Genomic DNA, 21,214 nt, shown 5'->3' with positions numbered 1-21,214 from the left:
CACGGAATTGTGGCCGGGAGACTGATCCTAGTTGTCGTAACCGAGGTTCGGCGCCAACCAACGTTCGGTCACGCTCAACTCCTGGCCTTTGCGCGAGGTGTAGCTCTGCACCTGATCCTTGTCGACCTTGCCCACGGCGAAGTATTGCGCCTGCGGGTGAGCGAAGTACCAGCCGCTGACCGCCGCCGCCGGGAACATTGCGTAGTGCTCGGTGAGGAACACGCCGCTGCGCCCGGCCTGCATCTCGCTGGCTTCAGGGTCGAGCAAGGCGAACAGGGTGCTTTTCTCGGTGTGATCCGGGCAGGCCGGATAGCCGGGAGCAGGGCGGATGCCGGTGTATTGCTCTTTGATCAGTGCCTCGTTGTCGAGCGTCTCGTCCTTGGCGTAACCCCAATAATCCTTGCGGACCTGTTGGTGCAACCACTCGGCGCACGCCTCGGCCAAGCGGTCGGCCAAGGCCTTGACCATGATCGAGTTGTAATCGTCACCCGCGTCCTGATAAGCCTTGGCCACTTCTTCGGCGCCGATGCCGGCGGTGGTGATGAAGCCACCCACGTAGTCGGTGATTTCACTGTCCTTCGGCGCCACGAAGTCGGCCAGGGAGAAGTTCGGCTTGCCGTCGGTCTTGATGATCTGCTGACGCAGGTGATGCAGTTTGGCCAAGGGCTTGCCGTCATCGCCGTAGACTTCGATGTCGTCGTCACGCACCTGGTTGGCTGGCCAGAAACCGAACACCGCACGGGCGCTGATCAGTTTCTCGTCGATCAGCTTGGCGAGCATTTCCTGGGCATCGGCGTACAGCGCCGTAGCGGCTTCACCGACCACTTCGTCCTGGAGGATGCGCGGGAACTTGCCGGCCAGGTCCCAGGAGATGAAGAACGGCGTCCAGTCGATGTATTCGGCCAGGACTTTCAGGTCGATGTTGTCCAGCACTTTGGAACCGGTGAATGTCGGTTTGACCGGCGCATAGGTGCTCCAGTCGAACTGCGGCTTCTTGGCGATGGCGGCCGCATAGCTCAGGCGTTCGGTACGGGCACTGCGGTTGGCGGTGCGCTCGCGAACGTCGATGTATTCCAGGCGGGTCTTCTCGACGAACGCCGGTTTCAATTCCTTGGACAGCAACTGCGTCGCTACACCGACGGCGCGGGAGGCGTCGGTGACGTAAATCACCGCGTCGTTGCTGTACTTCGGCTCGATCTTCACCGCCGTGTGTGCCTTGGAGGTGGTCGCGCCGCCGATCATCAGCGGCAGGTGGAAGTCCTGGCGCTGCATCTCGCGGGCCACATGGACCATTTCATCCAGCGAAGGCGTGATCAGACCGGACAGGCCGATGATGTCGCATTTCTGCTCCTTGGCCACTTGCAGGATCTTCTCCGCCGGCACCATCACGCCGAGGTCGACGATGTCGTAGCCGTTACAGCCCAGCACCACGCCAACGATGTTCTTGCCGATGTCATGCACGTCGCCTTTCACCGTGGCCATGAGGATCTTGCCCTTGGCTTCCGGCTTGTCGCCTTTTTCCAGTTCAATGAACGGGATCAAGTGGGCCACGGCTTGCTTCATCACGCGGGCGGATTTCACCACCTGCGGCAGGAACATTTTGCCGGCGCCGAACAGGTCACCGACGATATTCATGCCGGACATCAGCGGGCCTTCGATCACCTCGATCGGGCGCGCGAACGACTGGCGCGATTCTTCGGTGTCTTCGACGATGTGCGTGGTGATGCCCTTGACCAGTGCGTGCTCCAGACGCTTGTTGACGTCCCAGCCGCGCCACTCTTCGGTCTCGGCTTCCTTGACGCTGCCGTCGCCCTTGTACTTGTCGGCGATGGCGAGGAGGGCGTCGGTGCCTTCCGGGGTGCGGTTGAGGATCACGTCTTCGACGGCGTCGCGCAGTTCCACCGGGATCTGGTCGTAGATCTCCAGCTGACCGGCGTTGACGATGCCCATGGTCAGGCCGTTGCGGATCGCATACAGCAGGAACACCGAGTGGATCGCCTCACGCACCGGGTTGTTGCCACGGAACGAGAACGACACGTTGGACACGCCACCCGAGGTCAGCGCATACGGCAGTTCGTCGCGGATGTAGGCACAGGCGTTAATGAAGTCCACGGCGTAGTTGTTGTGTTCTTCGATACCGGTGGCCACGGCGAAGATGTTCGGGTCGAAGATGATGTCTTCCGGCGGGAAGCCGACTTCGTTGACCAGAATGTCGTAGGAGCGTTTGCAGATCTCTTTCTTGCGTGCTTCGGTGTCGGCCTGGCCGGCTTCGTCGAAGGCCATTACGACCACGGCGGCGCCGTAGCGCTTGCACAGTCTGGCGTGATGAATGAACTGCTCGACGCCTTCCTTCATGCTGATCGAGTTGACGATGCCCTTGCCCTGGATGCACTTCAGGCCGGCTTCGATCACTTCCCACTTCGAGGAGTCGATCATGATCGGCACGCGGGAGATGTCCGGTTCACCGGCAATCAGATTGAGGAAGGTCACCATGGCCTTCTTCGAATCGAGCATCCCTTCGTCCATGTTGATGTCGATGATCTGCGCGCCGGCTTCAACCTGCTGCAGGGCGACTTCCAGGGCTTCGGTGTAGTTGTCTTCACGGATCAGTCGGGCGAACTTGGCCGAACCGGTGATGTTGGTGCGCTCACCAACGTTGACGAACAACGAGCTGCGATCGATGGTGAACGGCTCCAGGCCCGAGAGGCGGCAGGCCTTCGGAATGTCCGGGATTTCACGCGGTGCATAACCGGCGACGGCTTTGGCGATGGCTTCGATGTGGCCCGGCGTGGTGCCGCAGCAGCCGCCGACGATGTTGAGGAAGCCGCTTTGGGCGAATTCTTCGATGACCTTGGCCGTTTGCGACGGCAGTTCGTCGTACTCGCCGAATTCGTTCGGCAGGCCGGCGTTCGGGTGCGCGGAGACGTGGGTGCCGGCCTTGTTCGACAGCTCTTCGAGGTACGGGCGCAGTTCGCTGGCGCCGAGTGCGCAGTTCAGGCCGACGGAAATCGGTTTGGCGTGGGCCACGGAGTTCCAGAAGGCTTCGGTGGTCTGGCCCGACAGGGTGCGGCCGGAAGCGTCGGTGATGGTGCCGGAGATCATGATCGGCAGTTCGACGCCCAACGCTTCGAACACCCCTTGCACGGCGAAGATCGCGGCTTTGGCGTTCAGGGTGTCGAAGATGGTTTCGATCAGGATCAGGTCGGCGCCGCCTTCGATCAGGCCTTTGGTGGCCTCGGTGTAGTTCTCCACCAGTTCATCGAAGGTCACGTTGCGGTAACCGGGGTTGTTCACGTCCGGCGACAGCGAGCAGGTGCGGCTGGTCGGGCCGAGCACGCCAGCGACGAAGCGCGGCTTGTCCGGGTTCTCGAGGGTTTTCGCATCGGCGATCTTGCGCGCCAGGCGAGCGCCTTCTACGTTCAGTTCGTAGGCCAGTTCTTCCATGCCGTAATCGGCCATGGAAATCCGGGTGGCGTTGAAGGTGTTGGTTTCCAGAATGTCCGCGCCGGCATCCAGGTAGGCTTTCTCGATACCACCGATCACGTCCGGGCGCGTCAGCACCAACAGGTCGTTGTTGCCTTTGACATCGCTCGGCCAGTCGGCAAAGCGTTTGCCACGGTAATCCTGCTCCTCGAGCTTGTAGCTCTGGATCATCGTGCCCATACCGCCATCGAGAATCAGGATGCGCTCTTTAAGGGCGTGCTTGAGAGCTTGAAGGCGAATACTGCGATCGGACATTTGGACTACTCGGAAAGGCCATGACGAAGGGCCGGAATCATAGCAAACCTGTGCGCTTTTAGAGCATGTTCGGTTTTTGCATGAATATCGTTCATGTTGGTGTAGGCGCTGTCTCGGTAGAATCGCGGCGTTTTTTCGAGGATCGGGAACAGAGACATGTCGTATCGCGTCGTCATCAGCAGTGTATTGCTGGTTTTAAGCTGTGGCGCCATGGCGCAGGATCCGGCAATTTCTGCTGCCATTTCCTACAGTCGCGACATCCAACCGATCTTCACCGAAAAGTGCGTGGCCTGCCATGCCTGCAATGACGCCCCCTGTCAGCTCAATCTGGGCAGTGGCGAAGGTGCTGCGCGCGGCGCGTCGAAAGTCTCGGTCTACGACGGCGAACGCAGCCAGGCTGCCGCACCGACCCGGTTGTTTTATGACGCGTTCGGTCAACACGCCTGGCAGCAAAAAGGCTTCTACCCGGTGCTCGACGCCCAGGGCAGCCAGGCCGCATTGATGGCGCGCATGCTGGAACTGGGTCACAAGACGCCTCTGACGCCCAACGCCAAATTGCCGGAAGACATCGTCCTGGGTCTGAACCGGGAAAACATATGCGCGATGCCGGCCGAATTCGGCGGTTACGTCAGCGCTCATCCGAAGGAAGGCATGCCGCTGGCGGTCACTGGCTTGACCGATCAGCAGTACCAGACCCTGCAACGCTGGCTGGCCTCGGGCGCGCCGATCGATGAGCAGGGCTTGGTGCCGTCGACGAAAGAAGCCTTGCAGGTGGTGCAATGGGAAAACCTGCTCAACTCGCCGGGCGCCCGCCAGAGCCTGGTGGGGCGCTGGTTGTTCGAACACTGGTTCCTCGCCCACCTTTACTTCAAGGACGGCGAGCCGGGGCATTTCTTTCAGTGGGTACGTTCGCGCACGCCGACCGGCCAGCCGATTGACCTGATCAACACGCGCCGCCCGAATGACGATCCGGGCACGCAGGTGTATTACCGCTTGCGGTCGGTGCAGGGCGTGATCGTGCAGAAGACCCACATCACTTATCCGCTGAGCGCGGCGAAGATGGCGCGGATCAAAAGCCTGTTCTACAGCGGCAACTGGCAGGTCTACGCCTTGCCGGGTTACGGGCCGGAGCGCCGGGCCAACCCGTTCACCACGTTCGAAGCGATACCGGCGCAGGCGCGTTATCAGTTCATGCTCGATAACGCCGAGTACTTCGTGCGCACGTTTATCCGCGGGCCTGTGTGCCGCGGCCAGATTGCCACCGATGTGATTCGCGATAACTTCTGGGCGCTGTTCCAGGCGCCGGAACACGATCTCTACATCACTGACCCGAACTACCGCGGGCAAGCCACGCCATTGCTGGCGATGCCGGGCCAGAACGACGACGTCGGCAGTGTCCTGAGCCTGTGGCATGACTACCGCGACAAGCGCAACGAGTACGAGGCGCTGCGTCGCGACAGCTACGCCGATGCGCCGGCGCCGAGCTGGTCGACCTTGTGGGCTGGCAACGACAACGCGCTGCTGACCATCTTCCGTCATTTCGACAGCGCATCGGTGAACAAGGGCCTGATCGGTGACGTGCCGCAAACCATGTGGTTGTTCGATTTTCCACTGTTGGAGCGCACGTATTATCAGTTGGCGGTCAACTTCGACGTGTTCGGCAACGTCTCCCATCAAGCACAGACCCGCCTGTATTTCGACCTGATCCGCAACGGCGCCGAGCAGAATTTCCTGCGCCTGATGCCCGCCGATTCCCGGGACGACTTTCTCGACGACTGGTACCAGAGCGGCGGCAAATTCAAGATGTGGCTGGACTATGAAGCCATCGACAACGACAAGCCGACGGCGCTGAAACTCGACGAGAAAGACCCGAAGCGCGACTTTGCGATGCAGTTGCTGGCTCGCTATGGCGAGCTCAACGCCCATCCCGATCCGATCAACCGCTGCGACGGCGCGTATTGCTCGCGACCGAACATTGACCCGGCGTTACAGAGCGCCGAGCAGGCCTTGAGTCGCCTGGTGTCGCGTCCGGCAGCAGGCCTGAAGGTCATCGATCAACTGCCGGAAGCAACGATGTTGCGTATCGAGTCCAGGAGCGGCAAGCGCGAGGTCTACAGCCTGTTGCGCAACCGCGCGCACAGCAATGTGGCGTTCCTGTTGGGGGAATCGCTGCGGTATCAACCGGGGCTCGACACGCTCACCATTTTCCCCGGCGTACTCAGCAGTTACCCGAACTTCATGTTCAATATTCCGGCCGAGCAAGTGCCAGCTTTTGTAGAGGCGATGGAAAACGCCAAAGACGCCAATCGTTTCGAGAAAATCGTCGAGCGCTGGGGAATTCGCCGCAGCCATCCGCAGTTCTGGTTTTACTTCCATGACCTGAGCCAATACGTCCACGAAACCGACCCGGTGGAAGAGGGCGTGCTGGACATGAACCGCTACGAGAATCTTTGATCGACTTTTGACAGATGCCTGATGTCCCAATCTGAAGGCGCCGTAGAAACCCTGTGGGAGCGGTGGATGGCGGGACGGAACGGGAGGGCGGTCAATGTTGATTTCAGTACAGGCACTGCGCGCGCTCGCGGCCTGGACGGTGGTTTGTCACCATTTCATGCAGATTTTCTTCGACTTCAAGGCCCGTGGTCCGATCGGTCAGATGTTCATCGACAAGGGCGCGGTGGGCGTCGATGTCTTCTTCGTTATCAGTGGCCTGGTGATATTCCTCTCCACCGAGGGCAAGTCGCTGCCGCCGGGGCGGTTCCTGCTGTATCGGCTATTTCGCATCGTGCCGGCGTATTGGCTGTACACGGTGCTGATGGCGCTGGTGGTGGTATTCGCACGACCGGTGCTACCGGATCAGACGGTCGACTGGTCGCATTTCCTTCTGTCGTTGCTGTTCATTCCTACAGAAAACCCCGGCGGTTACGGGATATATCCGACGCTCAATGTCGGCTGGACCCTTAACTACGAAATGCTCTTCTACCTGCTGTTTGCCTGGGCGTTGCTGTTCCGTTTGCAGGCGCGGTTGCTGATCGTCGCGGCGCTGCTGTTTGCGGTGTGTCAGGCGTGGACTGGCTATGGCTGGATCAGCGAGTTTTACCGCTCGGACATCGTTTATGAGTTTCTGCTGGGGATTGCCATCGGCATGATCTACCGCCGTGGCTGGATCAAGCCCGCGCTATGGCTGCCATTGCTGGGGATTGGCGCTGCGCTGCTGGCGATTTATTACCTGGCGCCGCAGCCGCGGTTTTTTGCCTGGGGCCTGCCGAGCGCATTGCTGGTGATGGCGTGCATGGCGCTGGAGCGTTTTTTCGCGAACAGTCGGGTGTTCAAACTGCTCGGCGATTGTTCCTACTCGGTGTACCTGATGCACGTGTTGGTGCTGTCTGCCGGAGGATTTGTCGCACAGCGTTATGGCGTAAACCCCTACGTGATGTTCGCCGTTTGCGTCGCGACCATTGGCCTGGCGTCGTGGGCAAGTTACGAATGGGTGGAAAAAAGCAGCTATCGGTGGCTTAAAGCGAGGATTGACGGCGAAACGTCTGATCGGGGCGAACTGGCGCTTTCCCGACAAAAATACTAGGACTTTGTACGGCGCGATGATTGGCGTAAACTGCGCCCAAGCCTGCGAGGAGTTTCCATGACCGCTATTACCATCACCGACGCCGCCCACGATTACCTGGCTGATCTGCTCTCCAAGCAGAACACCCCGGGCATCGGCATCCGCGTCTTTATCACACAGCCTGGCACCCAGTACGCCGAGACCTGCATTGCCTACTGCAAGCCGGGCGAAGAAAAACCCGAAGACACTGCGCTGGGGCTGAAAAGCTTCACCGCTTATATCGACTCGTTCAGCGAAGCTTTCCTGGACGATGCGGTTGTCGACTACGCCACCGACCGCATGGGCGGCCAGCTGACCATCAAGGCGCCAAATGCCAAAGTCCCGATGGTCAATGCCGACAGCCCGGTCAACGAGCGCATCAACTACTACCTGCAAACCGAGATCAACCCGGGGCTCGCCAGCCACGGCGGTCAGGTCAGCCTGATCGATGTGGTCGACGACGGCATCGCCGTGTTGAAGTTCGGCGGCGGTTGTCAGGGCTGCGGCCAGGCAGACGTCACCCTTCGCGAAGGCATCGAGCGCACCTTGCTCGAGCGCGTTCCCGAGCTCAAGGGTGTGCGTGACGTGACCGACCATACGCAGAAAGAAAACGCCTACTACTAAGGTGTCCGCTGCAAACATAAAAAACGGCGCCCCGTGAGCGCCGTTTTTTATGGGTGATCGGTTACCTGTGGCGAGGGGATTTATCCCCGTTCGGTGGCGAAGCCGCCGCCAAACCAGCTTGCGGGGTGTGTCTGAAAGGATGATGGGGTCGCTTCGCGTCCCAACGGGGATAAATCCCCTCGCCACAGGGTTTGGTTTGGCTCAAGGTCTATAGAGATGCGCATGTCCGGCCCGGTAGAGCGATGACTCACTGAAGTGATCGCTACCCAACACCCGGCCCACCAGAATCAGCGCTGTACGCCGAAACCCCTTCGCCTCAACCTTCCCGGCAATGTCCGCAATCGTCCCCACCACCCAGTCCTGGTCCGGCCAGGTCGCCCGGTGAATTACCGCAATCGGACAGTCCGCGCCGTAATGCGGCAGCAATTCAACCAGGATTTTCTCCAGATGATTGACCCCAAGATGGATCGCCATGGTCGCCCCATGTTGCGCCAGACTGCCGAGCTCTTCACCCGCGGGCATCGCCGTCTTGTCGGCGTAGCGAGTCAGAATCACGCTCTGTGACACGTCCGGCAACGTTAGCTCCGCACCCAAAAGCGCTGCACAGGCCGCCGTGGCAGTGACACCAGGAATGATTTCAAACGGAATATCGAGCTCACGCAGGTAGCGAATCTGTTCGCCGATCGCGCCATAAAGGCTTGGGTCGCCAGAATGCACCCGCGCCACATCCTGGCCATTGGCATGGGCAGTCTTGATCAGTTCAATGATCTGTTCCAGATGCAGTTCGGCGCTGTTGACCACCTGTTCGGCATTATGGCCTTCCAGTACGGCGGCAGGTACCAGGGAGCCGGCGTAGATGATCACCGGGCAACTGCGGATCAGCCTCTGGCCTTTGACGGTGATCAGTTCCGGGTCGCCGGGACCTGCGCCAATGAAGTAGACGGTCATCGTCGTTTCCTGTCAGAAAAAGGGCCTGGGCAAGGCTTCAGATGAAGATTGCTCATGATCGAAGGCGGGGATTATCGAGGATTTTACGCGGCGCACGCCAATGCCAGGGTGGCCTGGGCGTATTTTTGTCGCGAGATCAGCAGTTTTGCCGGTGCCTGAGCCAGTTGTTCAGCGAGGGCGAGGGCGGCGCTTTCGGCTACGCCATAGCAGCCAGTGCGCTCAAAAGCGATGTCCGAGCGGTGGCTGAGTTGTGGTTGATAACCGGCCAGTTGCTCACTGCTGAAATACATCAAGGGCAGCGCGAGTTGTGCGGCGAGCTCGATCAGGCCAGGTTCGTCGCGCTTCAGGTCGATGCTGGCCAGGGCCTTGATCTGGTGAAGTCCGATTTGATGCGCCTGTAACGCCTGATCGAGTAACGCCCGCAGCGTGCTGACAGGGCAGCCGCGCTGGCAGCCCAGGCCGACCACTAAAGTCGGCGCTGTGCTGGTCTGCGTCATGCGTGGTATTGGCCATCGCTTTTGCGGCGGAACAACCAGGCACTGATCAGGCCCAGGGCCAGCCAGAACGCCACGTTGGTCAGCTGCGAAGCGATTTTGAACTGGGCTTCCAGGGCTTCCGGCGCGAGCATCGAGTGCACTTCCGGTTGCGGGGCGCCAATGACGTGGGGAACGGCGAGAATCGCCACGCCCAGTACCTTCATCAGCCAGTGACGGCTGAACACGATCAGCGCGATGCCGACGGCGGTCGACGCTGCCGTGCCGATCCACCAGATTTGCCGTTGTGCCAGGTCCGCCGCGGCAGTGCCCGGCAGTTCCGGTGGCAGGCCGAGTGTCGGCGCCAGTACAAACGTCGCGTAACCGGCCAGGCCCCAGAGCAGGCCCTGGGAGGTTTTGGTCGGCGCACGCAAGGTGTAGAGGCCGGCGAGCATCAGGGCGAAACCTACGGCTACCACCAGGTTGCCGCCGGTCGTCGACAGCACGCGCTGCCAGCCGTCTTCCGGTTCCCAGGCTTCGGCATCGTGGGCGTGAGCGGCGGTGCCAGCGGCGTGCTCATGAACTTCAACAGCGGCCGGCTCGGATTGTTCGTAAGTCTCGGCCTGCAAAATCAGCGGTGCGACCCAGAAGCTTTGCAGCAGGGTCAGCAACAGGGCGGCCAGCAGCCCGGTGAAGCCTGCGGTTTGCGCGATACGCTTGATCATGTCGACAGGTCTCAATGGCACGGGAAGGCGGAGCTGTGACGGGTATCGTGCGCGGCATTGTGCACGGCTTCGATGTGCGAGAAACCGGCGAAATACACGAGGCACGCGCCAAGGATCGATGCGCATACGGCAGCGGTCAGGCGTTGGGTCAGGGTCGTGGTGGTGCTGGCGGTGCTCTTATCGCTGTTGCTGCCGGTGCTGCTGATGATCGACATGGCGCTTCCCTCTGGTCTGTCAGCGGGTGAATAGAGCGCATGGAAGACCCCTGCGAATCGGGCTCGCAGAGGTTCAAACAGCGCCCGCCCACCGCGGGTTTGTTATTCAGTGAACGTAATCGTCACTTTGTGTTGCGGGCCGGTCTCCGGGCTCGCGAGGGGCTTTGGCATCAGCCGAAACCTGCAAGCGTCACCTTCCCATGCCGAACTGCTGGCACAGTGGATCTGACGCTTCGCTCGCTTACCGTTGCGGGGGCAGCACCGGACTGACATGGCTTTGAGTAAAGCACATGATTCACCGGTTTCCCGTTTCACCCTGTGAAGGGCACCCGTAACAAGGCGTGTAGGAGAGCATGGGCGGGGGTTGGGCGTCAATTGGCAAGGGTTCTCAACTCGGGGGCAAGGGCAAGGAGTGTTACCTGTGGCGAGGGGATTTATCCCCGTTCGGCGGCGAAGCCGTCGCAAAACCTGCTTGCGGGGTATGCCTGAAGGAATGCAGGGGGCCGCTTCGCAGCCCAACGGGGATAAATCCCCTCGCCACAGGGGATTGCAATCAACTGACGGACATTGACCCGCCCACACACCATGCGTAGCCTTGCGCTTTCGAGGTTCTTCGGCGTTTGCCGAAGCTAAGAAGGGAACGCGGTCGATGCCGCGGCTGCCCCCGCAACTGTGAACGGTGATGTTCGCTGCCACGCCACTGCACGCTCCAGCCCTGGAGCCCGCGGGAAGGCGCAGCCAACGCCAGTCTAGCGACAGGCACACCGTCAGCCAGGAGACCTGCCTCGACACGAATTCTCACTACAACCGGGCGGGGTGATCCGGTGGCGAAATCTTCCGCGCGCCTGCCTGTGCAGCCGCGGTCGTCGTCCCGTATGCCCGCCACCTTGCCAAAGGGCATCCGATGAAAACACTGGCCAAACTCCCCGTCACCATCGTTACCGGCTTCCTCGGCTCGGGCAAAACCACTTTGCTGCGGCACATGCTCGACAACGCTCAGGGCCGCCGCATCGCGGTGATCGTCAACGAGTTCGGCGAACTGGGCATCGACGGCGAAATCCTCAAGCAATGCTCGATCGGTTGCACCGAAGAAGAAGCCAACGGCCGGGTCTATGAGCTGGCCAACGGCTGCCTGTGCTGCACCGTCCAGGAAGAATTCTTCCCGGTGATGCGCGAACTGGTTGCCCGTCGCGGCGACCTCGACCACATCCTGATCGAAACCTCCGGCCTGGCCCTGCCAAAGCCTTTGGTGCAAGCCTTCCAGTGGCCGGAAATCCGCAGCGCCTGCACGGTTGACGCGGTGATCACCGTCGTTGATAGCCCGGCCGTTGCCGCCGGCACGTTCGCGGCCTTCCCGGACCAGGTCGACGCCCAGCGTAAACTCGACCCGAACCTGGACCACGAATCGCCCCTGCACGAGTTGTTCGCCGACCAACTGGCCAGCGCCGACCTGGTGATTCTCAACAAGGCCGACCTGATCAGCCCCGAAGACCTGGCTCGCGTGCGCCTTGAAGTCGCCGAAGAACTGCCGCCCGCGGTGAAAGTCATCGAAGCCAGCAGCGGTCGCCTGCCACTGGACGTGCTGATCGGCCTCGGCGCCGGTTCCGAAGAGCACATCGACGGCCGTCACAGCCATCATGATCACCACCATGAAGGCGAAGATGATCACGATCACGACGCGTTCGACTCCATTTCCATCGAGCTGCCACAAGCCGACGAAAGCCTGCTGATGGACGCGCTGACCCAACTCGTGGTCAAGCACGGCATCCTGCGGGTCAAGGGTTTCGCCGCCATCCCGAACAAACCGATGCGTCTGCTGATCCAGGGCGTGGGCACGCGTTTCGACAAGCACTTCGACCGTCAGTGGGGCGCCGACGAAGCGCGCACCACGCGTCTGGTGTTGATCGGTCAGGAGCTGGACGCCGGGCAACTCGAAGCGCAATTGCGCGCTGCGCTCAGCGTTTAACCCATGCACCTGCTCAGGACCCAGCCCGGCGGTTTCGTGTCGCACGACAACATTGCCGACCTTGGACAAACCCCCGCCGAGCTGGTGATCCTGTGCAGCGGCGATTCCAGCCTGGCGTTGCTCGCCGAAGCGGCGCAGCAGTTGCCGGACGATTACCCGAGTGTGCGTCTGGCCAACCCGATGCAGGTGCAGAACCACGCCTCGGTCGACTTGTATGTCGATGAAGTACTGCGCCACGCCAAGGTGATTCTGATTTCGTTGCACGGCGGCATTGCCTATTGGCGTTACGGCGTCGAGCGTCTGGTCGAGCTTTCGCAACGCGGCGTGCAGCTGATTCTGGTGCCCGGCGATGATCGTCCGGACCCGGAACTCAGCGACCTGAGCACGGTGAAACCTGAGGACCGTGATCGACTCTGGCATTACCTGCGCCAGGGCGGCATGGCCAACGCCCTCGATCTGTTTCGCTGCCTGGCCAATCGCTGGCTGGACCGCGACTATGCGTGGGCCGAGCCACAAACCCTGCCGCGTACGGCGATCTACCACCCGCAAAAAAGCCCCGCCGCATTGAGTGATTGGCAGGCCGACTGGCAGGCCGGGCAACCGGTGGCAGCGGTGCTGTTTTACCGCTCGCATTTGCAGGCGGCGAACACTGCGTTCATTGATATTTTCTGCCAGCGTTTGCAAGCGGCGGGGTTAAATCCCTTGCCGATTGCCGTGGCCAGTTTGAAGGAGCCCGGCTGCCTGACGGTGGTCGAGGACTGGCTGGATGAAGTCGAAGCAGGGGTGATTCTCAACACCACCGGTTTCGCCCAGTCCAGCCCCGAAGCCCCGCACTTGCGACCGTTTCGCCGCAACATCCCGGTGATCCAGGCGATCTGCGCCCAGGACAACGAACCCGGTTGGCGGGCCAGCGAACAGGGCCTCGGCCCGCGGGATCTGGCGATGCACATCGCGCTGCCGGAACTGGACGGACGGATCATCAGCCGCCCGATCAGCTTCAAGGACCTGGCGTGGCGCAGCGAGCGCAGTCAGTCCGATGTGGTGTGCTACCGGCCACAACCGGAGCGCATGGATTTTGTCGCCGAACTGGCGCGGCGCTGGATCGATCTGGCGCGGGTGCCGAACAGCGAAAAACGCATCGCCCTGATCCTCGCCAATTACCCGACCCGTGACGGGCGCATTGGCAATGGCGTCGGCCTCGATACACCTGCTGCCGCATTGAATATCCTCCGTGCGTTGCACGCACAAGGTTATCCGCTGCCTGTTGAATTGCCGGACAGCGGCACCGCGTTGATCCAGCAATTGCTTGGCGGTGTCAGCAACGATCTCGATACCCTCGACCAGCGTCCGTGTCATCAAAGCCTGGCGCTGGGCGACTACAACTCGATGTTCGACGCCTTGCCCGAGGCCAATCGCCAGGCCGTGCTGGAACGCTGGGGCACGCCCGAAAGCGATCCGATGTTCCGCGGCGGACGGATGATGATCGCCGGGCTGCGTTTAGGCCTGACCTTCATCGGCATTCAACCGGCGCGCGGTTATCAGGTCGATCCGAGCGCGGTCTATCACGACCCGGACCTGGTGCCGCCCCACGGCTACCTGGCGTTCTATTTCTGGTTGCGCAACACCTATGGCGCTCACGGCGTGATCCACGTCGGCAAGCACGGCAACCTCGAATGGCTGCCGGGCAAAGGCGTGGGGCTGTCGGAGAACTGCTGGCCGGACGCGTTGCTCGGGCCGCTGCCGAACATCTACCCGTTTATCGTCAACGATCCGGGCGAGGGCGCCCAGGCCAAGCGTCGCACACAAGCGGTGATCATCGATCACCTGATGCCACCGCTGACCCGTGCCGAGACCTACGGCCCGCTGCGCAACCTTGAGTTGCTGGCCGACGAATATTACGAAGCGCAATTGCTGGATCCGCGTCGCGCCCGGGAATTGCAGCGCGACATCCTGCAACTGGTGCGCGACACGCACATCGACCGCGAGCTGCAGCTGGACGAGAAGCTCGACAGCGATGCTGACGCGGCAATCTGGTTGCCGCGCCTCGACACCTACCTGTGCGATTTGAAGGAGTCGCAGATCCGTGACGGCCTGCACATCTTTGGCGAGTCGCCTTCCGGGCGTTTGCGCATTGATACGTTGTTGGCGTTGTTGCGCATTCCTCGTGGCGATGGCCGCGGGGCGCAATCAAGTCTGTTGCGGGCGTTGGCCAAGGCTTTCGAGTTGGGTTTCGATCCGCTGGATTGTGCGTTGGCGGAGCCGTGGGCCGGGCCTCGGCCGGATGCCTTGTCAGCGATCAGCGATGAACTTTGGCGTACGGCAGGCGATACCCGAGAACGCCTGGAACTGTTCGCCGCGCAACTGATCGAGCACACCCTGAATACCGACCCCGAACCCCGCGAGAACGAGCCTCTGTGGCGAGGGAGCTTGCTCCCGTTGGTTCGCGAAGCGGACCCAAAAAATGAGACTGCTGCGCAGTCCAGCGGGAGCAAGCTTCCTCGCCACACAAGCCCGTTCACCAAGAAGGCGGGTTGGGATGAGGTCAACGCCATCCTCGACAACCTGCACGAAGTGGTCGCACCTCGACTCGACGCCTGCGGCCCGGCTGAAATGCGCGGTCTGCTTGACGCCCTCGGCGGTCGTTTTGTTCCGGCCGGCCCTAGCGGCGCGCCGAGTCGCGGTCGCCTGGATGTGCTGCCGACCGGGCGCAATTTCTATTCGGTGGACGTGCGCAACCTGCCGACCACCACCGCGTGGCGCATCGGTTTCCAGTCGGCGAACCTGATTCTTGAGCGGCACTTGCAGGATCATGGTGATCACCTGCGTCAGCTCGGCCTGTCGGTCTGGGGCACTGCGACCATGCGCACCGGCGGCGATGACATCGCCCAAGCCATGGCGCTGATGGGCGTGCGCCCGGTCTGGGCGACGGGCAGTCAGCGCGTCGATGATTTCGAGATTCTGCCGCTGAGCTTGCTGGACCGTCCGCGGGTCGACGTGACCTTGCGTGTGTCCGGTTTCTTCCGTGATGCGTTTGCCAATCTGATCCGTCTGTTCGACGCCGCTGTGCAAGCGGTCGCCGCGCTGGATGAGCCGGAGGATCTTAATCCATTGGCTGCCAAGGTCCGCGCCGAGCGTGAAACGCTGCTGCAATCAGGGCTCGATGAGGAGGCGGCCAGGCGTCAGGCCGGTTGGCGCATCTTCGGCGCGAAACCCGGTGCCTACGGCGCGGGTGTGCAAGGCGCCATCGACGGTCGGTTGTGGCAAAGCCGCGATGACTTGGCAGAGGTGTACCTGAACTGGGGCGGTTATGCTTACGGCGGTTCCGACGAAGGCACTGCCGCCCGCGACCAGTTCGCTCAACGCCTGAGCCAGGTTCAGGCGGTGCTGCAAAACCAGGACAACCGTGAGCATGACTTGCTCGATTCCAACGACTATTACCAGTTCCAGGGCGGCATGCTCGCCGCCGTGGAAAGCCTGAGCGGCGAAGCGGCGGCCAGTTACCATGGCGATCACAGCCAGCCGGACTTGCCGAAGATTCGCACGTTGAAGGAAGAACTGAATCGGGTGATCCGCTCGCGGGCGGCCAACCCGAAGTGGATCGACGGCGTGAAGCGTCACGGCTACAAAGGCGCGTTTGAATTGGCGGCGACGGTCGATAACCTGTTTGCCTTCGACGCGACGACGCAGCTGATTGACGATCACCAGTACGCGTTGCTGGCCGATGCTTATTTGCTGGACCCGGCGACGCGGGATTTTGTCCGTGAGCATAATCCGCATGCCTTGCGTGACATGACCGAACGCATGCTGGAAGCACAGCAGCGCGGGATGTGGAAAGAGCCGGGCACATACCGCGAGGCGCTGGAGAATGTGTTGCTGGACATAGAAGAAGACACTTGATGCAAACCGTGAACCCTGTGGCGAGGGAGCTTGCTCCCGGCGGGCTGCGCAGCAGTCCCAACACCTGAAAGCACAGTCTGTCAGGCACAGCGCATTCTCAGGTTTTACGACTGCTTTGCAGCCGAGCGGGAGCAAGCGCCCTCGCCACAAAACATAGCCGACCATGACCGAGTATTGAAGATGACCGACACCCCGCATTTCCCGCTCTCCGCCGTGGTCGGCGCCGACGACTTGAAACTTGCCCTGTACCTCACCGCCATCGACCCGAAAATCGGCGGCGTGCTGATCGAAGGTCCGCGTGGCATGGCTAAATCCACCCTGGCCCGCGGTCTCGCGGACCTGCTCGCCAGCGGCCAATTCGTCACCTTGCCGCTCGGTGCCACGGAAGAACGCCTGGTCGGCACCCTCGACCTCGACGCAGCCCTGAGCGAAGGTCGCGCACAGTTCTCTCCCGGCGTGTTGGCCAAGGCTGACGGCGGAGTGCTGTACGTCGATGAAGTCAATCTGCTGCCCGATCACCTTGTGGACCTGCTGCTTGACGTCGCCGCCAGCGGCACCAACCTGATCGAGCGCGATGGCATTTCCCATCGGCATTCAGCGAAGTTCGTGCTGATTGGCACGATGAACCCGGAAGAGGGTGAGCTGCGGCCGCAATTGCTCGACCGCTTTGGCTTGAACGTGGCGCTCGGTGGCCATACCGCACCGGCCCAACGGGGCCAGATCATCCGCCGGCGTCTGGATTTCGACAGCGATCCGCAACGGTTCTGCGCCGAATGGGAGAGCCAGCAGCAGTCGCTGCGTGAACGTTGTGAGCGCGCGCGCCGCACGCTGGCGAGCATCCCCCTCGACGATGAAGCGCTGGCACAGATTACCGAGCGTTGTTTCGCCGCCGGTGTCGATGGCCTGCGCGCCGATCTGGTCTGGCTGCGCGCCGCCCGCGCCCATTCGGCGTGGCGGGGGGCGAGCGCCATTGCCGAAGACGATATCGACGCGGTGGCCGAATTTGCCTTGCGTCACCGTCGTCGCGAACAATCGCAGCCACCAGCGCCGCAGCAGGCCCAGCAACCCTCACCACAACATTCCAGCCCGAGTGAAGGCCAGGGCCAGTGGGGCGAAATGCCTGCCCAGGCGCTGCCGATCGGTGCCCGACGCGACGTGCCGAGCTGGCCAAAAAAGCCCTAGGCATTCGCCCTCGATCTGATGCGGGGGCGAATGCCAGACCCCGCGCCGGACCGCTGGCCAACGGCAAACAGGGCAAGCGTCAGGCTGCGCACAGCGGCTCGATCAACTGGCCCGGCACCTTGCTCAATGGCCGCCCTCGACAACGCCAGGATGTGCTGTTTCATGTGCGCACCCGTTCGCCCCACGAGTTGTGGCTGGTGATCGTCGACGCCTCGGCCTCGACACGCCGCCACCAGGCATTGAGCGATGCCAAGGGTTTGCTGGCACAACTGTTCGACGACGCTTACCGCCAGCGCGCGCGACTGGCGTTGTTGACGGCCAGCGGTCATGCACCCACGTGGCAAGTGCAGGGGTTAAGAGCTTCCAGCGGTTTACACGGTTGGCTCGATGGCCTCGGCGCGGGCGGTGGCACGCCGTTGCTGGCGGCGCTCGGCGAGGCGGGGCGATGGCTCGCGGCACGGCAAAAACGCTTTCCGGCGGAACAGCAGCGGTGGTTGCTGGTGACGGATGGGCGGTTGAAGGATTGGTCGGGGTTGCCGGCGCTAGAGTGCCCAGGGCTTTTGATCGACATTGAGCGCGGGCCGATTCGGTTGGGGCGGGCGCAGCAGTTGGCGGCAGAGTTGCAGGCAGATTATCGGCATATCGACGATTTGCTTTCAGGCTGAGTATTGTGTTGCCGCCACAGGGGATCGGTGAACACCGCAGATCTCTGTGGGAGCGAGCCTGCTCGCGATAGGGTCGCCTCGGTATCGGATAATCCCGACCAATGCGCAGCGCTGTCCTATGCTCTGAACGCCGCCATTCACAGGAGTGAAGCATGCGTGTTCTCGCCACAAACAGTCAGGACGATTTTCGCGTCAAGGCCTACGCCGGCACCAACGGCGTGCTGCTGGCCATGGACCTGGCCGAATCCCGTCGCACAGGCTTGCTGGGTTTTGCCATCGAAAAACAGCAGGGCAGCAAGCCCTGGTTGTTCCTGTTCAACAGCCTGACGTTTCCCGGCAAGACTCATACGTTCCCGCAGTTTCACGCCACCCCGAGCGACCTCGCGCCGTTGCAGAAATTTCGCTGGGCCGATTACGCGGTCAATCCGGGCATGACGATCCATTACCGGATTCACCTGGCGTACGGCAGCGCTGACGCACCGCAGCTGGGCGAGTTCCTGGAAGTGACCGTCACGTCCGACAATGGCCTGCCGCAGCATCAAAGTGTCATCTTCAACCGCGCGGTGGCCGCCAGTCAGGCGTTCCAGCGCAAGTTTCCCGACCTTGACGCGCTGATCAGTGCCAACAAAAACCTGCCCATCGAGGCCTGGCCCGATGCCCCTCGGCAATGGCTGGAAAATGGTCTGCTCGGGCGCTTGCTGGGATTCATCGAGCGGGCGGTGGATGATCGGTGGGCGCTGGACATCGCCATTTACGAGTACGAGTTGCAGGTGATCGTCGATGCCGTCAACGCGGCGTTCGAGCGAGGCGTGCGGGTTCGTGTTCTGTATCACGCGCAACCCGACGATGACGACACCGCCATCAACGAAGCCAGCCTGGAAAAAATCCCGGCGGCCAACAAGCGCGGGCGAATCACCCACAACATCTTCCACAACAAATTCATGGTGCTGAGCCGGGTCGATGCAGCCGGGCAGCTTCAGCCCGAAGCGGTGCTCTGTGGCAGCACCAATTTCACACCCAATGGCGTTTATCGCCAGGCGAACGTGGTGCATGTGCTGGACGATGCCAGCGTCAGCGCCAGTTATCTGCGGACCTTCGAGCAGGTCTGGGCGACACCGGCCGACGTCGGCGCCACCCGGCAATGGATCACGCAACACAACCCGATGGGCCCACAGCAGCCGTTGTTCGCCGGCTTCTCCCCACGCTCGGGTCAAGGCGATTTGCGTGAGTTCGTCGAGATCATCACCGCCGCGAAAAAGGACGTGTTGTTCGTCACTGCGTTCGCCTTGCCCGACGACATCCTCAACGCCTTGCTCGGCCAGCCCCACGACGACATTTTGCGTTACGGCCTGCAAAACACCGCCAGCCGCATTACCGGTTTCCACGCCGACCGCAGCGCCGAGTTCGCCGCTACCGCGCTGCTCAACACCGGGCTGGAAGGCTGGCTTCGCGAGAACATGAAAGGCCAGAAGGGTAACCTGCTGGTGCACACCAAAGCCGTGGTCACCGACTTCACCAGCGACGCGCCGACGATCATCAGCGGCAGCCACAACCTCAGTGCTGCGGCCAGCAATGGCAACGACGAAAACTACCTGATCGTTCGTGGCGATACCGACCTGGCTGATCGTTACGGTTTGGAGTTGCTGCGGTTCTACGAGCATTACCGCTTTCGCTATTTCGCCAGGAAGCTTGCGCTGAAGCAGGTCCATCCGCTGACGGCGGATGACAGCTGGACCCATGACTATTACGTCGCAGGGGATTTGCGGCAGCTCTCGCGACTGCGTTTCTCCGGCCGATAGGGTCGACGCGATCTCCCGGCGTCAGCGAGACCAGGCAGTCCCTATCAACTCGATCACTTCATCCTTTGAACCCACCTTCGATTATTTGCCCATCGCCTGCCGGTACTGACGCGTGCGGCGGCCGATGTACAAGCGGTCGAGGATCAGCGCCCAGACCGCCGACACTGCGGGCCGCGGCGTGCGTCCGCGGCTCAATCGATGGAGCTGGAATTTCACCACGGCCATGCTCGCCAGCGCGGCCAACGGCTTGCGTTTCCAGCGGATCGGCGGCAGTTGCGGATGGCTGTCCTGGCCTTCGCGCCAGTGTTTGACCAACTGCGGTTCGAGGGCCAGCGCCGTGCCGATGCCGGCCATGGCGATGCCGCTGTCGAGCACCTGTTCGACGATCGCCAGGCGTCGAATGCCGCCCGTCACCATCACTGGCATGCGCGCCACGCTGGCCAGTTCGCCGGCCATCTCCAGAAAGTACGCTTCCCGCGCCAGGGTCCGGCCATCGCGCGCCTCGCCTTGCATGGCCGGGGCTTCGTAGCTGCCGCCCGACAACTCCAACAAATCGATCTGCAAATCGTTGAGCCACTGAATCACTTGTCGAGCGTCTTCGGCATCGAATCCGCCGCGCTGGAAGTCGGCGGAGTTGAGCTTCACCGCGACACAAAACTGCGGCGACACGGATTGGCGAACGGCGCGGACAACGTCCAGCAGCAGACGCGCGCGATTTTTCAGGGAGCCGCCCCAACAGTCAGTTCGACGGTTAGTCAGCGGCGACAGGAACTGACTGAGCAGGTAACCGTGTGCCGCATGAATCTGCACGCCAGTGAACCCGGCTTTTTCAGCAAGTGCAGCGCTGGTGGCGAAGCGTGTGATCACCTCGGCGATATCGTCTTCGGCCATCGGTTTGGGTTCGGCAAACATCCTGGAAAATGAACCAAGATCCAGCGCTACCGCCGAGGGCGCCCACGCTTGCTGGCCGAGGTTGGCCATGGTCTGGCGCCCCGGATGGTTGAGCTGCATCCAGAAGTGCGCACCACCGGAACGGCCAATCGTTGCCCATTGGCGAAAGCGTTCCATGTCGCGATCATCTTCCAGCACCACGCCACCGGGGCCGGTCATCGCACGACGATCGATCATCACGTTACCGGTCAGCAACAATCCGGCTTCGCCCCCGGCCCAGGCCTGATACAACCGAAACAGCGCATCGGACGGCGCCTGTCCGGTATCGGCAAGGTTCTCTTCCATTGCCGCTTTGGCAATGCGATTGCCGATGGTCTGGCCGTTGGGCAAATTCAACGCTTGGAAGGGCGACATGCTTGACTCCTCATCAGTGAAGAGCAGAGGCTAAGCTTAAAGTTAACTTTAATGTCAAGCAGGCAAATGAGGCTGA

The 21,214-nt window shown here is 61.7% G+C and carries 14 protein-coding genes and 2 riboswitches; of the genes, 8 read left to right on the top strand and 6 right to left on the bottom strand.

Features of this window, described 5'->3' with window-relative positions:
- Nucleotides 1-27: 27 nt before the first annotated feature.
- Entirely contained in the window at nucleotides 28-3,738 is a 3,711-nt protein-coding gene (gene metH, locus ACM6IQ_RS21415; RefSeq protein ID WP_414879769.1) for a methionine synthase, read from the bottom strand.
- Between the two features lie 156 nt (nucleotides 3,739-3,894).
- On the opposite strand from metH, the gene ACM6IQ_RS21410 reads away from it, so the two are divergent.
- From ACM6IQ_RS21410 to nfuA, 3 genes are all read left to right on the top strand, one after another.
- Complete coding sequence (locus ACM6IQ_RS21410; protein WP_414879768.1) at nucleotides 3,895-6,192, top strand: fatty acid cis/trans isomerase; 2,298 nt, start codon at nucleotides 3,895-3,897, stop codon at nucleotides 6,190-6,192.
- Nucleotides 6,193-6,286: 94 nt separating this feature from the next.
- Nucleotides 6,287-7,321, top strand: a complete 1,035-nt coding sequence (locus ACM6IQ_RS21405; RefSeq protein ID WP_414879767.1) for an acyltransferase family protein — start codon at nucleotides 6,287-6,289, stop codon at nucleotides 7,319-7,321.
- Between the two features lie 57 nt (nucleotides 7,322-7,378).
- A complete protein-coding gene (nfuA, locus tag ACM6IQ_RS21400; protein ID WP_017339169.1) occupies nucleotides 7,379-7,963 on the top strand; it encodes a Fe-S biogenesis protein NfuA in 585 nt (194 codons plus the stop codon).
- Between the two features lie 201 nt (nucleotides 7,964-8,164).
- Here nfuA and cobM read toward each other — a convergent pair whose 3' ends face one another.
- From cobM to ACM6IQ_RS21380, 4 genes are all read right to left on the bottom strand, one after another.
- Nucleotides 8,165-8,911 carry a precorrin-4 C(11)-methyltransferase gene (gene cobM, locus ACM6IQ_RS21395; RefSeq protein WP_017339168.1) on the bottom strand — a complete coding sequence of 249 codons (747 nt, stop codon included), beginning with the start codon at nucleotides 8,909-8,911 and terminating at the stop codon, nucleotides 8,165-8,167.
- Nucleotides 8,912-8,994: 83 nt separating this feature from the next.
- Nucleotides 8,995-9,408 carry a cobalamin biosynthesis protein gene (locus tag ACM6IQ_RS21390; protein ID WP_017339167.1) on the bottom strand — a complete coding sequence of 138 codons (414 nt, stop codon included), beginning with the start codon at nucleotides 9,406-9,408 and terminating at the stop codon, nucleotides 8,995-8,997.
- The gene (locus tag ACM6IQ_RS21385; RefSeq protein ID WP_017339166.1) at nucleotides 9,405-10,109 is read right to left on the bottom strand and encodes a CbtA family protein; all 705 of its coding nucleotides are present in this window, start codon (nucleotides 10,107-10,109) and stop codon (nucleotides 9,405-9,407) included. The genes ACM6IQ_RS21390 and ACM6IQ_RS21385 overlap by 4 nt, the downstream gene beginning before the upstream one ends.
- 11 nt (nucleotides 10,110-10,120) lie before the next feature.
- Complete coding sequence (locus tag ACM6IQ_RS21380) at nucleotides 10,121-10,324, bottom strand: CbtB domain-containing protein (protein ID WP_414879766.1); 204 nt, start codon at nucleotides 10,322-10,324, stop codon at nucleotides 10,121-10,123.
- 119 nt (nucleotides 10,325-10,443) lie between these two features.
- Nucleotides 10,444-10,672: riboswitch (cobalamin riboswitch) on the bottom strand.
- Between the two features lie 241 nt (nucleotides 10,673-10,913).
- Nucleotides 10,914-11,127: riboswitch (cobalamin riboswitch) on the top strand.
- 101 nt (nucleotides 11,128-11,228) lie between these two features.
- Between ACM6IQ_RS21380 and cobW the strand changes: the two genes are divergently transcribed.
- The 5 genes from cobW (at nucleotide 11,229) to ACM6IQ_RS21355 (ending at nucleotide 19,833) form a co-directional block, all read left to right on the top strand.
- On the top strand, nucleotides 11,229-12,290 hold the full coding sequence (gene cobW / locus ACM6IQ_RS21375) for a cobalamin biosynthesis protein CobW (protein WP_414879765.1): 1,062 nt from the start codon (nucleotides 11,229-11,231) through the stop codon (nucleotides 12,288-12,290).
- Nucleotides 12,291-12,293: 3 nt separating this feature from the next.
- Complete coding sequence (gene cobN, locus ACM6IQ_RS21370; RefSeq protein WP_414879764.1) at nucleotides 12,294-16,187, top strand: cobaltochelatase subunit CobN; 3,894 nt, start codon at nucleotides 12,294-12,296, stop codon at nucleotides 16,185-16,187.
- A 180-nt stretch (nucleotides 16,188-16,367) separates the two neighbouring features.
- Entirely contained in the window at nucleotides 16,368-17,369 is a 1,002-nt protein-coding gene (locus tag ACM6IQ_RS21365) for an ATP-binding protein (protein WP_017339162.1), read from the top strand.
- A complete protein-coding gene (locus ACM6IQ_RS21360; RefSeq protein WP_017339161.1) occupies nucleotides 17,294-18,034 on the top strand; it encodes a vWA domain-containing protein in 741 nt (246 codons plus the stop codon). Before ACM6IQ_RS21365 ends, ACM6IQ_RS21360 begins: the two co-directional genes overlap by 76 nt.
- Nucleotides 18,035-18,186: 152 nt before the next feature.
- A complete protein-coding gene (locus tag ACM6IQ_RS21355; protein ID WP_017339160.1) occupies nucleotides 18,187-19,833 on the top strand; it encodes a phospholipase D-like domain-containing protein in 1,647 nt (548 codons plus the stop codon).
- Between the two features lie 81 nt (nucleotides 19,834-19,914).
- Here the strand turns inward: ACM6IQ_RS21355 and ACM6IQ_RS21350 are convergent, their stop codons facing one another.
- Entirely contained in the window at nucleotides 19,915-21,138 is a 1,224-nt protein-coding gene (locus ACM6IQ_RS21350; protein ID WP_414879763.1) for an NADH:flavin oxidoreductase/NADH oxidase family protein, read from the bottom strand.
- Between the last annotated feature and the right edge of the window lie 76 nt (nucleotides 21,139-21,214).

This window comes from Pseudomonas sp. IT-P100, assembly GCF_949767185.1.
Lineage (GTDB): Bacteria > Pseudomonadota > Gammaproteobacteria > Pseudomonadales > Pseudomonadaceae > Aquipseudomonas > Aquipseudomonas fluorescens_B.
The sequence above is the reverse complement of the archived record's forward strand: the minus strand, read 5'-3'. Positions and strand labels throughout refer to the sequence as shown.

Bases quoted from the DNA above. Each gene is read 5' to 3' on its own strand.
- ACM6IQ_RS21365 (WP_017339162.1), top strand. From the start codon at position 16,368: ATGACCGACACCCCGCATTTCCCGCTCTCCGCCGTGGTCGGCGCCGAC.
- ACM6IQ_RS21410 (WP_414879768.1), top strand. From the start codon at position 3,895: ATGTCGTATCGCGTCGTCATCAGCAGTGTATTGCTGGTTTTAAGCTGT.
- cobN (WP_414879764.1), top strand. From the start codon at position 12,294: ATGCACCTGCTCAGGACCCAGCCCGGCGGTTTCGTGTCGCACGACAAC.
- cobW (WP_414879765.1), top strand. From the start codon at position 11,229: ATGAAAACACTGGCCAAACTCCCCGTCACCATCGTTACCGGCTTCCTC.
- ACM6IQ_RS21380 (WP_414879766.1), bottom strand. From the start codon at position 10,324: ATGTCGATCATCAGCAGCACCGGCAGCAACAGCGATAAGAGCACCGCC.
- ACM6IQ_RS21405 (WP_414879767.1), top strand. From the start codon at position 6,287: ATGTTGATTTCAGTACAGGCACTGCGCGCGCTCGCGGCCTGGACGGTG.
- ACM6IQ_RS21350 (WP_414879763.1), bottom strand. From the start codon at position 21,138: ATGTCGCCCTTCCAAGCGTTGAATTTGCCCAACGGCCAGACCATCGGC.
- cobM (WP_017339168.1), bottom strand. From the start codon at position 8,911: ATGACCGTCTACTTCATTGGCGCAGGTCCCGGCGACCCGGAACTGATC.
- nfuA (WP_017339169.1), top strand. From the start codon at position 7,379: ATGACCGCTATTACCATCACCGACGCCGCCCACGATTACCTGGCTGAT.
- ACM6IQ_RS21385 (WP_017339166.1), bottom strand. From the start codon at position 10,109: ATGATCAAGCGTATCGCGCAAACCGCAGGCTTCACCGGGCTGCTGGCC.
- ACM6IQ_RS21390 (WP_017339167.1), bottom strand. From the start codon at position 9,408: ATGACGCAGACCAGCACAGCGCCGACTTTAGTGGTCGGCCTGGGCTGC.
- metH (WP_414879769.1), bottom strand. From the start codon at position 3,738: ATGTCCGATCGCAGTATTCGCCTTCAAGCTCTCAAGCACGCCCTTAAA.
- ACM6IQ_RS21355 (WP_017339160.1), top strand. From the start codon at position 18,187: ATGCGTGTTCTCGCCACAAACAGTCAGGACGATTTTCGCGTCAAGGCC.